The following is a 14,046-nucleotide window of genomic DNA, read 5'->3' as shown; positions in this document are numbered from 1 at the left end:
GAACCCGCCGCGCCCGCGCCCGGTGTGGCTCGCGCAGCACACCGGCTCACCCGGTGAAGGCGCCAGCCGGGAACGCGGGGGCACCCGGTGAAGGCTCCAGCCCCGGCCCCGGCCCACGCGGGCCCACCCGGTGAAGGCCCCGGCCCGCCAACCACACCCGCTCACCCCGTGAAGGCGGCCAGCACCGCCTCGTACTCCCGGGTCCACCACACCACGAGGGCCGCGGCGGCCGGGAAGAGCGGGTCGGCGCGGCAGTCGAGGCGCTGGTAGCGCCAGCGCAGCATCCACAGGTCGTTCAGCCGCTCCCACCACACCCGGCGCACCGCGGCGGCCAGGTCGTTGGCCGGTACGCCGGTGGTGAGCCGGTACGCCCGCGCGTAGGCGCGGACCTTGGCGAGATCCAGTGCGCCGTCCGGCCCGAGGAAGAAGATCACCGCCGCCCGCACCGCCTCCTCGGCGCGCGGCTGGACCCCCAGCCGGTCCCAGTCGATGATCGCGGCCGGCTCGGCCCCGCGGTACAGCAGGTTGAACGGGTGGAAGTCGCCGTGCACCCAGCCGCAGGCCGGCGCCGCCGAGGCGGCCGGCCGGCGGTGCGCGTACCGCTCCAGCAGCGCGCGGCGCTCCAGCAGCCGCCGCTCCGCCAGTACGTCCATCGGATCGCGCGGCCGGTGCCGCCCGGCCAGCCGCAGCAGTTCGCCGATCAGCGTGTCGGTCTCCTCCGCCCGCGCGCTGCCGGACCCGGGCCCCCCGGCGCCGCCGGCGCCCGCCATGCCCGCGGTGATGCCGGCCAGCACGCGTTCCAGTGCCAGGTGCACCCGGCCCAGCAGCCAGCCCAGCCGGCGCGACTGGCCGGTGGTCAACTCGCTGCCCGCCCGGTGCCGCCCGTCGACCCAGGGGTAGAGCGCGTACGGACGGCCGCCCAGGACGTACACGGTCCGGCCGTCGCGGCCGGTCAGCGGCGCCGCCACCGGCAGGCCGAGGGCGCCGAGCCGCAGCGTCGCGCGGTGCTGGCGGACGATGGTCGCCGGATGGGTGGCCCGCCGTTCGGGCCGGTCGGGGTCGTCCAGATAGTGCTTGAGGAAGAACGACCCGCGGGTGGTGCGCAGGCGGTAGCCGTGGTTCAGCAGCCCCTGCGCCACCGGTCGGCACGCCAGCGGATCGCCGGCGCCGTAGTGGTTCAGCAGGCTGTGGAGCGTGCGGTCGGAGGGCATGGCGACCGCCGGACTGCGAGGAGGCACCCGGCGAATGGTAGATCACTCAGCGTGTCCGTGTGATCACACCCCCGCTTGGCCCTTACGTCATCGACCGTCCCGGGATACCGTGCGGGTGTCCCGGTGGCCTGCGGTAATGCGCCGTCGAAGCGGTTTGCTAGGAAATCAAAGCAAAACCGCAGGTAGACGCCCAATCGCGCGCTCGTGTGAAGTGTGGGTAACGTCTGTTGCGCAGGCCGTGTCCGGGGCGGAAGTCACGCCCGGACCGGGCCTGTCGCACACACCCCGTGCGCCGAGCCGATTTGGGTGATCCCGCACGGCGCCCGGCGGACCCCGGGGCCGGCCAGACGGAGGAGCAAGACGTGAGCGTGAAAAGCACTGCCGCGCGCAGCAGCCGCGGCGGCGCCAAGCGCCGAGGGGGAGCCGGGGCGCAGCCCCCGCTCGTGCAGTTGCTGACCCCGGAGGGCGAGCGTGTCGAACACCGCGAGTACTCCATCGACCTGACCCCCGAGGAACTGCGCGGTCTGTACCGCGACATGGTGCTGACCCGCCGCTTCGACGCCGAGGCGGTCACCCTCCAGCGGCAGGGCGAGCTGGGCCTGTGGGCCTCGCTGCTCGGCCAGGAGGCCGCCCAGATCGGCTCCGGCCGGGCCACCCGCGCCGACGACTACGTGTTCCCCACGTACCGCGAGCACGGCGTCGCCTGGACCCGCGGCGTGGACCCGCTGAACCTGCTCGGGATGTTCCGCGGCGTCAACAACGGCGGCTGGGACCCGAACGAGAACAACTTCCAGCTCTACACGATCGTCATCGGCTCGCAGACCCTGCACGCGGCCGGCTACGCCATGGGCATCGCCAAGGACGGCGCGGACTCCGCCGTCATCGCCTACTTCGGCGACGGCGCCTCCAGCCAGGGCGACGTGGCGGAGGCGTTCACCTTCGCGGCCGTCTACAACGCCCCCGTGGTGTTCTTCTGCCAGAACAACCAGTGGGCGATCTCCGAGCCCACCGAGAAGCAGTCCCGGGTGCCGATCTACCAGCGCGCCGCCGGCTTCGGCTTCCCCGGCGTCCGGGTGGACGGCAACGACGTGCTGGCGGTGCTCGCGGTGACCCGGGCCGCCCTGGAGCGCGCCCGCACCGGCGGCGGCCCGATGCTGGTCGAGGCGTTCACCTACCGGATGGGCGCGCACACCACCTCCGACGACGCCAGCCGCTACCGGCTCGACGACGAGCGCGTCGCGTGGGAGGCGAAGGACCCGATCCTGCGGCTGAAGGCATACCTGACCAAGCAGGGCGTCGCCGACGAGGCGTACTACGCCGAGGTCGACGCGGAGAGCGACACGATGGCCAAGCGGGTCCGCGAGGGCGTGCGGTCCATGCCCGACCCCGACCCGATGTCGATCTTCGAGAACGTCTACGCGGACGGCCACAGCCTGGTCGACGAGGAGCGGGCGGCGTTCGCCGAGTACCAGGCCTCCTTCGAGGACCACCAGGAAGGGGCGGCCCGATGACCTCCATGACCCTCGCCAAGGCACTCAACGAGTCGCTGCGGCACTCCCTGGAGTCGGACCCCAAGGTCCTCATGATGGGTGAGGACGTCGGCAAGCTCGGCGGCGTCTTCCGCATCACCGACGGCCTGCAGAAGGACTTCGGCGAGGAGCGGGTGATCGACACCCCGCTCGCGGAGTCCGGCATCGTCGGCACCGCGATCGGCCTGGCCCTGCGCGGCTACCGCCCGGTGGTGGAGATCCAGTTCGACGGCTTCGTCTTCCCGGCGTACGACCAGATCGTCACCCAGCTGGCCAAGATGCACGCCCGGGCGCTCGGCAAGATCAAGCTGCCGGTCGTCGTGCGCATCCCCTACGGCGGCGGCATCGGCGCGGTCGAGCACCACTCGGAGTCGCCGGAGACGCTGTTCGCGCACGTCGCCGGCCTGAAGGTGGTCTCCCCCGCGACGCCGTCGGACGGCTACTGGATGCTCCAGCAGGCCATCGAGTGCGACGACCCGGTGATCTTCTTCGAGCCCAAGCGCCGCTACTGGGACAAGGGCGAGGTCGACACCGCCGCCGTCCCCGCGCCGCTGCACCGCGCCAACGTGGCCCGCGAGGGCCGGGACCTGACGCTGGCCGCCTACGGGCCGATGGTCAAGGTCTGCCTGGAGGTCGCCAAGGCCGCCGAGGAGGACGGGCGCAGCCTGGAGGTGCTGGACCTGAGGTCCATGTCGCCGATCGACTTCGACGGGATCCAGGCCTCGGTGGAGAAGACCCGCCGGCTGGTCGTGGTGCACGAGGCCCCGGTGTTCCTGGGCACCGGCGCCGAGATCGCCGCCCGGATCACCGAACGCTGCTTCTACCACCTGGAGGCACCGGTGCTGCGGGTGGGCGGTTTCCACGCCCCGTACCCGCCGGCCCGGGTCGAGGAGGAGTACCTGCCCGGCCTTGACCGCGTGCTCGACGCCGTTGACCGCGCGCTGGCCTTCTGAAAGCCGAGGAGATCAGTGACCGTGATTGACACAGCGCAGCGCTTCCGCGAGTTCAAGATGCCCGACGTGGGCGAGGGACTCACCGAGGCCGAGATCCTCAAGTGGTTCGTCGCCGTCGGTGACACCGTCTCCGACGGCCAGGTGGTGTGCGAGGTCGAGACGGCCAAGGCCGCCGTCGAGCTGCCCATCCCGTTCGACGGCGTGGTCAGCGAGCTCCGGTTCCCCGAGGGCGACACCGTCGACGTGGGCACCGCCATCATCTCGGTGGACACCACCCCCGGCGCTCCCGTCGAAGAGCCGGCCCCGGCTCCGGCCCCCGCCGCCGCGCCCGCAGCGTCGGCCCCGGCCGCGCCGGCCGCCGACGAGCCGGCGCCGAAGCGGCAGGCGGTGCTGGTGGGCTACGGCGTCGCCACCACGACGTCCAAGCGCCGCCCGCGCAGGACCGCCGCCCCGGCGTCGGCAGCCGTGCGCGAGCAGGTCCAGGCCGAGCTGAACGGCACCGCCGCGCCCGCTGCCACTCCGGTGCCGACCGCTCCGGTGCCGGCCGCGGCGCCCACCGCGGCCCCGGCGTCCGGTGACCGGCCGCTGGCCAAGCCGCCGGTGCGCAAGCTGGCCCGGGACCTCGGCGTCGACCTGGCCGCCGTACTGCCGACCGGGCCGCACGGCGACATCACCCGGGACGACGTGCACGCCGCCGCCGCTCCGGAGCCCGCCGCGCCGCAGGCCGCCCCGGCCCCGGCCGCGCGGGTCGAACAGCCGACCGCCCCGGCGGCCGGCGCGGGCGCGGATGTTTCACGTGAAACACGCGTTCCGATCAAGGGCGTCCGCAAGGCGACCGCGCAGGCCATGGTGGCCAGCGCGTTCACCGCGCCGCACGTCACCGAGTTCGTCACCTTCGACATCACCCGCAGCATGCGGCTGGTGCAGGAGCTGAAGCTCGACCCGGCGTTCGCCGGCCTCAAGGTCAGCCCGCTGCTGCTGGTGGCGAAGGCCCTGCTGGTCGCGATCCGGCGCAACCCGGACGTCAACGCGGCCTGGGACGAGGTGAACCAGGAGATCGTCCGCAAGAGCTACGTCAACCTGGGCATCGCCGCGGCCACCCCGCGCGGGCTGATCGTGCCGAACATCAAGGACGCGAACGCCCTCACCCTCCCCCAGCTCGCCGCCGCGCTCGGCGACCTGGTCGGCACCGCCCGGGAGGGCAGGACCACCCCCGCCGCCATGCAGGGCGGGACGGTCACCATCACCAACGTCGGCGTCTTCGGCGTCGACACCGGTACGCCCATCCTGAACCCGGGGGAGTCCGCGATCCTCGCCTTCGGCGCGGTCAAGGACCAGCCCTGGGTGCACAAGGGCAAGGTCAAGCCGCGCAAGGTCACCACCCTCGCGCTCTCCTTCGACCACCGCCTGGTCGACGGCGAACTCGGCTCCAAGGTCCTCGGCGACATCGCCGCGGTCCTGGAACAGCCCAAGCGCCTGATGACCTGGGCGTGACGGCCAGGGCGTGAACGCCCGCGGGGCCCGGACGGCGGTGACGCGGTCCGGGCCCCGCGGCGTGCCGGGCCGGGCGCTCAGGTCGCGTCGCCGTTGAAGTGCCAGCGCGTCTGGCTGAACTCGCCCTTGCCGAAGCCGAAGGCGGTCACCGGGGCGACCTCGTAGACCAGGGCGCGGCCGTGGCCCGGTGCCCGGCCGGCGGCCGGCAGGACGAACGCGCCGTCGTGGACGTCGTAGTGCCAGCCGGCGCCGTACTTGTCCTCGTAGGCCTCGGCGATCCGGACCAGCCGCGCGTGATCGGTGATGTTGACGGCGTCGCCCTCCACGGTCAGGTCGAAGCCGCTGCCGTAGTCGTTGGCGCCGGTGGTCATGACCACGTGCGGGTTGGCGGCGAGGTTGCGGGCCTTGCGCTCGTCCGGGCCGGTGCAGAAGTACAGCGCGTCGTCGACCCAGACGGAGATCAGCGGCGTGACGTGCGGGCGCCCGTCGGGCCGCACCGTCGAGAGCCAGAAGACCTCGGCCGCCCGCAACCGGTCACGGGCCCGGACCCAGTCGGCCGGCCGCGCCTGCGGATCGCTGTACCGGGCGTCGAGTTCGGTCACCGGTTCGGCCTGCTTGCTGTGCGCCATCGCGAATCTTCCCCTCGTCGGCGTCCCGGGCATCCCTTCCAGGCTGGCACCGAACGTCGCGACGCGCCGCTCCAGACCGGCGCCGAACGTCGCGCCGGGCCGCGCGGGCGGGCGCGGCGGGCCGGGGACGGGGGCGCGGCGGCTGCGCACGGGGGCGCCGCGGCCGGGCCGGGACGGGCCGCGGCGCGGGCGCGCGCCCCTCGCGCACCGACGCGTTGGAGCGCGGCCGGAGCGTTGGGTACCGGCCGCCGACGTGTTGTATCTATGATGCGCGCATGATGAGCACGTCATCGGCCTCCGGCGCCCCGGCCAAGCGTCCCCCCGCTGCGGAACGGGTCTACGCGCACGTCAAGCAGGCGGTCCTCGACCGGTCCTACGAAGGCGGCACGCTGCTGACCGAGGGCGGCCTCGCCGAAGCGGTCGGCGTCTCGCGCACCCCGGTCCGCGAGGGACTGCTGCGCCTGGAGGCCGAGGGCCTGATCAAGCTCTACCCGAAGAAGGGCGCCCTGGTGCTGCCGGTCTCCGCCCAGGAGATCGCCGACGTCGTCGAGACCCGCCTGCTGATCGAGGAGCACGCGGTCCGCAAGGTGCTGCCGGCCGGCCGCGAACTGCTGGCCCGCCTGGAGGAGTTGCTCGACGAGCACGAGGAGCACCGGGAGACCGGCGACCTGGCCCGCGCCGCCGACTGCGACCGCACCTTCCACGCCGAGATCGTCCGCGCCGCCGGCAACGCCATCATGGCCACCCTCTACGACCAGTTGCGCGACCGGCAGTTGCGGATGGGCGTGCAGGTGATGCGCGCCGACCCGCGCCGCATCGCCCGCAACATCGAGGAGCACACCGAGCTGCTGGCCGCCCTGCGGGCCGGCGACGGCGACGCGGCCGCAGCCGCGGTACGGCGGCACGTCGGCCGGGTCAAGGCGATCGCGCGCGGGGAGGAACCGTGAGCCTGGCGGCCGGCGCCGGGCGCGACGGGCCGTCCGGCGACCCGCCGGGCGGCCCGCGCACCGCGCTGATGTGGGGCCTGGGCGTCCTGGTCCACCTGGTGGCCGTGGTCCACCGCTCCAGCCTCGGCGTCGCCGGCCTCGACGCGGCCCGCCGCTTCCACCTCGGCTCCTGCGCGCTGTCCGCCTTCCCCGTCGTCCAGGTGGTGGCCTGCGCCGGCCTCCAGATACCCGCCGGTGCGGCCGTCGCCCGGTTCGGCGCCAAGCGCGTGCTGTCCCTGGGCCTGCTGCTGCTGACCGCCGGTCAACTGGGCTTCGGCTGCGCCCACGGCTACCTGCCCGCGCTGGCCGCCCGCGCGGTGCTCGGCTGCGGGGACGCGATGACGTTCGTCGGCGTGCTGCGACTGGGCGCGCGCCGGCTGCCGGTGCGGCGCGGGCCGCTGACGGCGCAGAGCACGGCGCTGTTCGGCATGGCGGGCAGCCTCGTCAGCACCCTGCTGCTGTCCCGGCTGCTGGGGTCGGCCGGCTGGACGGCCACCTTCACCGGCACCGCGCTGGCCGGCGCGGCGGTGCTGGTGCTGGTCCTGCTGCTGCCGCGCGACCACCCGGCGGCCCTCGCCCCCGCGCCGCCCGAACGCGGCCCGCGCGACCGCGGCCCCGGCTCCGACTCCGACCGTGACCGCGTGCGCGGCCGGCTGTCCGCCGCCTGGCGCGAACCGGGGACCCGGCTGGGCACCTGGGTGCACTTCACCGCGCAGTTCCCCGCGATGGTCTTCCTGCTGCTGTGGGGCCTGCCGTTCCTGGTCCAGGAAGAGGGGCTCTCCCAGGCCGCGGCCGGTGAACTGCTCACCGTCGTCGTGCTGTCCACCGTGCTGCTGGGCCTGGTCTACGGCCAGGTCGTGGCCCGCCACCACGGCGCCCGGCTGCCGCTGGCGCTGGGTACGGTGGCCGCCACCGCGACGGTGTGGGCGGCGGTGCTGGCCCGTTCCGGCCCGGCCCCGCTGTGGCTGCTGGTGCTGCTGTGCGCGGTCCTGGGCGGCTGCGGTCCGGCGTCCATGATCGGCTTCGACCTCGCCCGTCCCGCCAACCCGCCGGAACGTTTCGGCACCGCCTTCGGCGTCGTCACCATGGGCGGCTTCACCGCGTCCGTGACGGCCCTGCTGGCCATCGGCGCCCTGCTCGACGCGACCGGCGGCGACTACCGCGTCGCCCTGTGCAGCGTCTTCGTCCTCCAGGCCGCCGGGCTCACCCAGATCCTCCGCCTGCGCCGCGCCGCCGCCCGCCGCGAACGCGAACGCGTCCCGGTCAGCCGCGTCCACGCGGTCCACACGGCGACCGCACGGGCGTGAGCCGGAGTCCCGCGGGCCCCGCCCCGGCCGGGTACGGCCGCTGAGCGCGTTCCCGGGCCGTCACGGCGCGGCGGCATCCCGTCCGGCACGTCGTCATGGCCCGGGGACGTCACACCGCCGGGGCGGCGGGGCTCACGGGGTGACGGAGAGGCTGGTCAGCAGGCGGTCGGCCAGTTCCTCGTCGCCCTCGATCTTGACGCGGTCCGGCACCCGGCCGCGGACCCGGCCGGTGGTCAGGCGCAGGAACGTCTCCCAGTCGAGCGTCAGCGTCACGGCCGGCCCCAGCGAGACGCTGCCGTCGATCGACACCTCGCCCTCGCCGCTGACCCGCACGGTCCGCATGAACTCCAGCTCGCCGTGCACGTCGAAGACCACCGCGGTGTACGGCCGCAGGCCCAGGTCGATCGCCACCTGCGGCAGCCGCGGCAGGATCACGTCCCGGGCGATCAGCGCGCCCGGCGAGCCGAGGTTGCCCGGCCTGCCCAGCGCCCGCCGCAGGTCCTGCTCGTGCACCCACACCTCGAACGCCCGCGTCAGCATCACGGTTTCCAGCGACGCCTGTTCCCCCATCAGCCAGCGCACCTTGGTCTCCGGCGGCCGCGACTCATTGCGCATCTGCCGGGCCCGCCGGATGATCGTGTAGTCCAGCTCGGCGACCTGCTCGGGGGAGGTGTGGCAGCGGCGGACGTCGACGTGCACCTCGGCGTACCGGCTGAAGTCGTCCTTGACGTGGTACAGATCGCGCGGCAGCGAGTGGATGGGCCGCGGGTCGCCGTACGCCTCGGTCTCGAAGCCGATGATGTGCGAGATGATGTCCCGCACCGACCACCCCGGCAATTCCGTCGCCCGGCTCCAGTCGCTCTCCGGCAGCGGGGAGACCAACTCCAATATGGATTCGACGGAGTGGGTCCAGGCTTCGACGTACGGCTGGAGCTGGCTGTGGACGGTCACGGGACCCCTCGACGGATCGGTGCGCGGTCGTGGTGCGGGCGTGGTGGTGTACGCCCAAAATTACGCGGTGCGCTGGCACCATGGCAGTGCTTTGGTAGGACGATCGTAGGCCCGAACGAGGAGTCCCAACTCATGGACGGTGGTACGGTGCGCGCCAGCCTTATCCAGATCGACGTCAAGCCGGACGAGCCGGTCGAATCGCGGCGGTCCCGTGCGGCGGACCTGGTACGCGAACAGTCCGGGGCCGACCTGGTGGTTCTGCCGGAACTGTGGACGGTCGGCGCCTTCGCGTTCGAGGAATTCGCCGCGCACGCCGAGCCGTTGGACGGACCGACCTCCGCCGCGATGTCGGACGCCGCCCGGGACGCGGGCGTGTGGCTGCACGCCGGCTCGGTGGTGGAACGCGGCGAGGGCGGCGCGCTGTACAACACCGCGCTGCTGTTCGCTCCCAGCGGTGCCCTGCACCGCACGTACCGCAAGATCCACCGCTTCGGCTTCGACCGCGGCGAGGTGAAAGTGATGACGGCCGGCAAGGAGATCGTGACCGCCCGGCTGGAGAGCCCGGACGTCACGCTGGGCCTGGCCACCTGCTACGACCTGCGCTTCCCCGAGCAGTTCCGGCTGCTGACCGACGCCGGCGCCGAGATCATCGTCCTTCCGGCCGGCTGGCCCGCCCGCCGCCGCGCCCACTGGTCCCTGCTGGTCCGCGCCCGCGCGGTGGAGACGCAGACCTACGTGCTGGCCTGCGGCACCGCCGGCACGCACGCCGGCGTCGAGCAGGCCGGGTACAGCGTCGTCCTCGACCCCTGGGGCGAGGTGGTCGCCGAGGCCGGCGCCGGCGAGCAGGTCCTCACCGCCGACTTCGACCCGGCCCGCGTCGCCGAGACCCGCGAGCAGTTCCCGGTGCTCCGCGACCGCGTCCTGGGGCTGCCGACGCCGCCGCCGAGGGCGTGACGGGGCACGGCGGCGCCGGGGGCGCACACGGAGTGCGGAGGGCGTGACGGGGGCGGCCGACGCGGCGGTGGCGCGCGTCCGGCGGAGGTCCGGGGCCGACCGGTGTCCCGGGGCTGACGTGCGCGTACCGCGTTCGGCTCAATCCGGCGTGCGGCGCGGCGTGTCGGCGGACATCGTGAGGGGGCGGTCGCAGTATCACGCGCGACAACGGATTCGCTCCCCTGGAGTCGGCAGTGTTCGGTCACACGTCTCGTTCCCCGCGCGCTCTGCGCGTCCTGGCCTGCGCGTTCGCGGTGTGCGCGCTGTCGGCGTCGGGGGCCGCCGCCCCCGCCGCCGCCCCGCGCGCCCGGTCGGGACCGCCGCCGCTCGTGCGGTACGTGGCGCTGGGCGACTCCGAGGCCGCCGCGCCCGGCGTGCCCCGGCAGGTGGACGCCCGGTGCGAGCGCTCCAGCAACGACTACCCGTCGGTCGTCGCCGCCCGGCTGCGCCCCGCGTCGTTCACTGACGTCACCTGCACCGGCGCGCGGACCACGGACCTGGCGCGCGGTCAGTTCCCGGCACTGCGCCGCGACACCACGCTGGTGACGCTGACGATCGGCGCCAACGACTTCGGGTTCGCCGACATCGCCGTCAAGTGCAGCGCTCTCGGGCTGTTCGACGCGGCCGGCGCGCCCTGCCGGCACCTCTACGGCAGCCGGCTCGCCGGGCGGATCGCCGCGACCGCGCCGAAGGTGTCCGCCGCGCTGCGCACAGTGCACCGGCTCGCCCCGAACGCCCGCGTCCTGCTCGTCGGCTACCTCAACCTCATCCCCGACGACCACCGCGGCTGCCGTCCGCGCGAGCTGTTCGCCGCCGGTGACCTGCCGTGGCTCGACGCGGCTGAGAACAGCCTCGACGCGACCCTGGCGCGCACCGCCCGATCCGCCGGCGCCGCCTTCGTCGACCAGCGGCGGATCAGCGCTGCCCACGACATCTGCCGCCCCGACGGCGTCCGCTGGACCGAGGCCATCCGTCCCACCCGCCCCGCGATCCCCTTCCACCCCAACCAGCTCGGCGAGGCGGCGATGGCCGGCCAGGTGCTGACGGTCCTCGCAAGCCGCTGACCGGCGCGAACGGCGGTATACGGCACGAACGCGAGACGCGGAACGCTGAGCGGCGAACGCCGATGGAACGCGGTACACGGGACGAAACGCGCGGTACACGGCACGCGGCCGACGACCGGACGGAACCGGACGGCAACCGGACGTGACCCGTATGTCAACGCGATGATCGTGCACTCACCCCATCCCCTGCGTCCGTTACGTCCCGCTTTCGACAAATCCGTCGGTCTGTGCTCCATTGGAGTTGAGGCGCGGGAGGTGACCGTCGATGACCGAGGTCGATGTACTGGTGGTCGGAGCGGGACCGGTCGGTCTGACGGCGGCGGTGGAACTGCGGCGGCACGGTGTGGACTGCCGCGTCGTCGACCGGCTCCCGGACCCCGTGCCGTACGCGAAGGCGGTCGGCGTGCAGCCGCGCACCCTGGAGGTCTGGGACGCCATGGGGCTGGCCCGGGAGGTGCTGGACGCCGCGGAGCCGTTGATCGGACAACTCGGCTACGTCAACGGCCGTACCGCCTCCCGCCTCGAACTCGACCTGCCGCCGGACATCCCGTACGGATTCGCCGCGCTGCCGCAGTACGAGACCGAGCGCCTGCTCGCCGAACACCTCGCCACCTTCGGCACCCAGGTCGAACGCGGCACCGAACTCGTCTCCCTCGAGCAGGACGCCGAACACGTCCGCGCCCGGCTGGCCCTGGCCCCCGGCAAGCTGGAGGAGGAGGTCACCGCCCGCTATGTGATCGGCTGCGACGGCGCCCACAGCACCGTCCGCCGGGAGCTCGGCCTGCGGTTCGAGGGCGACGCGTTCCCCGAGGAGTACATGCTCGGCGACGTCGAGGTCGACTGGGACCTGCCGCGCGGCTACGCGGTCCGCTCCACCCACCAGGGCGACGGCGGCACCGACGACCTGCTGGTCTGCGTCCCGCTGCCCGGTGAACGCCGCTACCGGATGTCCATGCTCGTACCGCCCGAGCTGTCCCAGGCGCCCGGCGGCGGACCGGGGGACCCGGCCGGGGCCGACGAGGTCCAGCACGGCCTCGAATCGCGCGCCGCGCCGGACCTGGCCGACATCCAGCAGGTGCTGGACCGCCTCGCGCCCTGCCCGGTCACCGCCTCCCGCCTGCGCTGGTCCTCGGTCTTCCGGATCAGCCACCGGCTGGTCGACCGCTACGGCAGCGGCCGGGTCTTCGTGGCCGGCGACGCCGCGCACATCCACCCGCCGACCGGCGCCCAGGGCATGAACACCGGCATCCAGGACGCGTACAACCTCGCCTGGAAGCTCGCCCTCGCCCTGAAGGGCCTGGCCGCCGACCGGCTGCTCGACAGCTACCAGGCCGAACGCCACCCGGTCGGCGCCGAGGTCGTCGGCCGGACCGTCCAGCACGCCCGCACCGGTTTCGAGACCGACGCGGAGGACGTCGCCACCGTCATCCGACGGGAAGCCCAGCTGCTCATCGGCTACACCGACAGTCCGATCGTCACCCCGACCGTGCCGCACACCGACCCGGACGACGCCGTACCGCCCTTCCCCGGCGACCGCGCCCCGGACTGCGGCGGCCTGCGCGGCGACATCGCCACCTACCCGGTGCGGCTGTTCGACCTGCTGCGCGGCGGCGACCATACCCTGCTGCTGTACGCGGCTCCCGGCGCCGATCCCGACCCGGTCACCGCCTTCCCCGACCTCGCCGCACTCGGCCACCGCCGGGCCCGCGGCCACCTGACCGCCTACACCGTGCTGGCCCCCGGCCTGCTCCCCGACGGCGCGCCGGGGCTGCCGACCGCCCTGCGCGACACCGCAGGCGAGTTCCGCGCCGCCTACCGCCCGCACACCGCCGAGGCGTTCCTCGTCCGCCCCGACGGCCACCTCGGACTGCGCTGCGCACCGACCGACACCGCCGCGCTGCGCGACCACCTGAGCGCGATCTTCGCGGCGGTGTGACCGTACGGTCCTGCGACAAGCCCTACGGCTGCCGCCGGTCCTACGACGGCGTGACGATCGCCCTGCGCCGTTTCTCCGACCGTCCTACGGCACGTTCGTACGTCAGGTCGTACGGCATTCCTCCGACCGTCCTACGACAGGTCGTACGACGACGTGACCGCCGGGCGCCGGAGGACCGGGTGCCGTCAGTGGTCGTGCTCCTCGCGCTCGTGTTCCTGCCGCTCGTGCTCCACGAGCCGGTCGACGCACACCGCGATCGCGATCAGCATCGACGGGTCGGCGTCCTCCCGCTCGATGTGCACGGCGTAGGTGTCCCGCAGCCGGAACCACTTGCGCGAGATCCGTGCCAGCCGCTCGTCGCCGTACTCGATGTCGTACTCCTTGTCCACGATGTCGCCGCGGATCTCCAGCTCCTCACCGGAAGCCAGCTCCGCGCGGTACTTGTCGTGGAACGGGTTGAACATCTTCTTGCGCACGCTGACCAGCGTCTGGCCGTCCCGCTCGACGGTCATCGTGTCGCGCACGCTCAGCATCTTCTTGTGGATGACGCACAGCTCGTTGCCCTGCGGGTCCTGCACGACCAGCGTCTCGCGGATGCGCAGCACCTTGCCGTCCACGTAGAACGCCTTGTTGCCGTGCTCGTCCTCGATCCAGAAGTCGTCGCCGATCGAGAACATCTTCTCGCGCACCAGATACTTCATCCGCAGCCCATCCTTCGTTGTTCGCTCGCCTTCGGGCGCTTATACCCGCTGTCGGCGCGTTCTTGTGCTTCCCGCGGCCCGCCCGGCGACAGCGGCCCGTCACGATCGGACGCGCCGTCACGGGAACGGACGCGGGAAGGCCGGCCGGCGGTTCACCGGCCCCGGCCCAGGATGCCGTGACCGGACCGCCGCCGGGCCGCGGCCGGCGCGGCCACCAGCGTGGCCGTCGCGGGCCGCGGTGAACGGCGGGCCCCGCCCAGGAATGAAAATCCGGCGCCGCGGTGTTCACCGC

Annotated in this window: 12 protein-coding genes; 8 read left to right on the top strand and 4 right to left on the bottom strand. The window is 73.6% G+C overall.

Annotated features, from left to right (window positions below; genetic code table 11):
• Positions 1-161: 161 nt before the first annotated feature.
• Positions 162-1,211: a phosphotransferase gene (locus POF43_RS16375; RefSeq protein WP_271323735.1), complete on the bottom strand. Its 1,050-nt coding sequence runs from the start codon at positions 1,209-1,211 to the stop codon at positions 162-164.
• A 362-nt stretch (positions 1,212-1,573) separates the two neighbouring features.
• Between POF43_RS16375 and pdhA the strand changes: the two genes are divergently transcribed.
• The 3 genes from pdhA to POF43_RS16360 are packed head-to-tail and all read left to right on the top strand — an operon-like array spanning position 1,574 to position 5,187.
• Complete coding sequence (gene pdhA, locus POF43_RS16370; protein ID WP_271317610.1) at positions 1,574-2,722, top strand: pyruvate dehydrogenase (acetyl-transferring) E1 component subunit alpha; 1,149 nt, start codon at positions 1,574-1,576, stop codon at positions 2,720-2,722.
• Positions 2,719-3,693 (top strand): alpha-ketoacid dehydrogenase subunit beta, encoded by a 975-nt coding sequence (locus POF43_RS16365; RefSeq protein ID WP_271317609.1) that lies wholly within the window; start codon positions 2,719-2,721, stop codon positions 3,691-3,693. The genes pdhA and POF43_RS16365 overlap by 4 nt, the downstream gene beginning before the upstream one ends.
• 57 nt (positions 3,694-3,750) lie before the next feature.
• Positions 3,751-5,187, top strand: coding sequence for a dihydrolipoamide acetyltransferase family protein (locus tag POF43_RS16360; protein ID WP_271323736.1), 1,437 nt, complete (start codon positions 3,751-3,753; stop codon positions 5,185-5,187).
• Between the two features lie 77 nt (positions 5,188-5,264).
• On the opposite strand, the gene POF43_RS16355 is transcribed toward POF43_RS16360, so the two are convergent.
• A complete protein-coding gene (locus POF43_RS16355) occupies positions 5,265-5,816 on the bottom strand; it encodes a pyridoxamine 5'-phosphate oxidase family protein (protein ID WP_271323732.1) in 552 nt (183 codons plus the stop codon).
• A gap of 278 nt (positions 5,817-6,094) precedes the next feature.
• Here POF43_RS16355 and POF43_RS16350 point away from each other — a divergent pair, with 278 nt between their 5' ends.
• Together POF43_RS16350 and POF43_RS16345 are read left to right on the top strand one after the other, a co-directional pair.
• Positions 6,095-6,763, top strand: a complete 669-nt coding sequence (locus POF43_RS16350) for a GntR family transcriptional regulator (protein ID WP_271323737.1) — start codon at positions 6,095-6,097, stop codon at positions 6,761-6,763.
• Positions 6,764-6,831: 68 nt separating this feature from the next.
• A complete protein-coding gene (locus POF43_RS16345; RefSeq protein ID WP_271323738.1) occupies positions 6,832-8,109 on the top strand; it encodes an MFS transporter in 1,278 nt (425 codons plus the stop codon).
• A gap of 132 nt (positions 8,110-8,241) precedes the next feature.
• On the opposite strand, the gene POF43_RS16340 is transcribed toward POF43_RS16345, so the two are convergent.
• Complete coding sequence (locus POF43_RS16340) at positions 8,242-9,060, bottom strand: maleylpyruvate isomerase family mycothiol-dependent enzyme (RefSeq protein WP_271316578.1); 819 nt, start codon at positions 9,058-9,060, stop codon at positions 8,242-8,244.
• A gap of 147 nt (positions 9,061-9,207) precedes the next feature.
• Between POF43_RS16340 and POF43_RS16335 the strand changes: the two genes are divergently transcribed.
• The 3 genes from POF43_RS16335 (at position 9,208) to POF43_RS16325 (ending at position 13,053) form a co-directional block, all read left to right on the top strand.
• Positions 9,208-10,014, top strand: coding sequence for a carbon-nitrogen family hydrolase (locus tag POF43_RS16335; protein ID WP_271323733.1), 807 nt, complete (start codon positions 9,208-9,210; stop codon positions 10,012-10,014).
• Between the two features lie 233 nt (positions 10,015-10,247).
• Positions 10,248-11,117, top strand: coding sequence for an SGNH/GDSL hydrolase family protein (locus tag POF43_RS16330; RefSeq protein WP_282704614.1), 870 nt, complete (start codon positions 10,248-10,250; stop codon positions 11,115-11,117).
• A gap of 265 nt (positions 11,118-11,382) precedes the next feature.
• On the top strand, positions 11,383-13,053 hold the full coding sequence (locus POF43_RS16325; protein WP_271325087.1) for an FAD-dependent monooxygenase: 1,671 nt from the start codon (positions 11,383-11,385) through the stop codon (positions 13,051-13,053).
• A gap of 185 nt (positions 13,054-13,238) precedes the next feature.
• Here POF43_RS16325 and POF43_RS16320 read toward each other — a convergent pair whose 3' ends face one another.
• Positions 13,239-13,754, bottom strand: coding sequence for an LURP-one-related/scramblase family protein (locus tag POF43_RS16320; RefSeq protein WP_271317660.1), 516 nt, complete (start codon positions 13,752-13,754; stop codon positions 13,239-13,241).
• Positions 13,755-14,046: the final 292 nt, after the last annotated feature.

Source organism: Streptantibioticus silvisoli, assembly GCF_027947535.2.
In the GTDB taxonomy this organism is placed as follows: domain Bacteria; phylum Actinomycetota; class Actinomycetes; order Streptomycetales; family Streptomycetaceae; genus Streptantibioticus_C; species Streptantibioticus_C silvisoli.
The sequence above is the reverse complement of the archived record's forward strand: the minus strand, read 5'-3'. Positions and strand labels throughout refer to the sequence as shown.

Excerpts from the sequence above, each read along its gene's own strand:
- POF43_RS16350 (WP_271323737.1), top strand. The coding sequence starts at position 6,095 with ATGAGCACGTCATCGGCCTCCGGCGCCCCGGCCAAGCGTCCCCCCGCT.
- POF43_RS16355 (WP_271323732.1), bottom strand. The coding sequence starts at position 5,816 with ATGGCGCACAGCAAGCAGGCCGAACCGGTGACCGAACTCGACGCCCGG.
- POF43_RS16375 (WP_271323735.1), bottom strand. The coding sequence starts at position 1,211 with ATGCCCTCCGACCGCACGCTCCACAGCCTGCTGAACCACTACGGCGCC.
- POF43_RS16365 (WP_271317609.1), top strand. The coding sequence starts at position 2,719 with ATGACCTCCATGACCCTCGCCAAGGCACTCAACGAGTCGCTGCGGCAC.
- POF43_RS16320 (WP_271317660.1), bottom strand. The coding sequence starts at position 13,754 with ATGAAGTATCTGGTGCGCGAGAAGATGTTCTCGATCGGCGACGACTTC.
- POF43_RS16345 (WP_271323738.1), top strand. The coding sequence starts at position 6,832 with ATGTGGGGCCTGGGCGTCCTGGTCCACCTGGTGGCCGTGGTCCACCGC.
- POF43_RS16325 (WP_271325087.1), top strand. The coding sequence starts at position 11,383 with ATGACCGAGGTCGATGTACTGGTGGTCGGAGCGGGACCGGTCGGTCTG.
- POF43_RS16360 (WP_271323736.1), top strand. The coding sequence starts at position 3,751 with ATGCCCGACGTGGGCGAGGGACTCACCGAGGCCGAGATCCTCAAGTGG.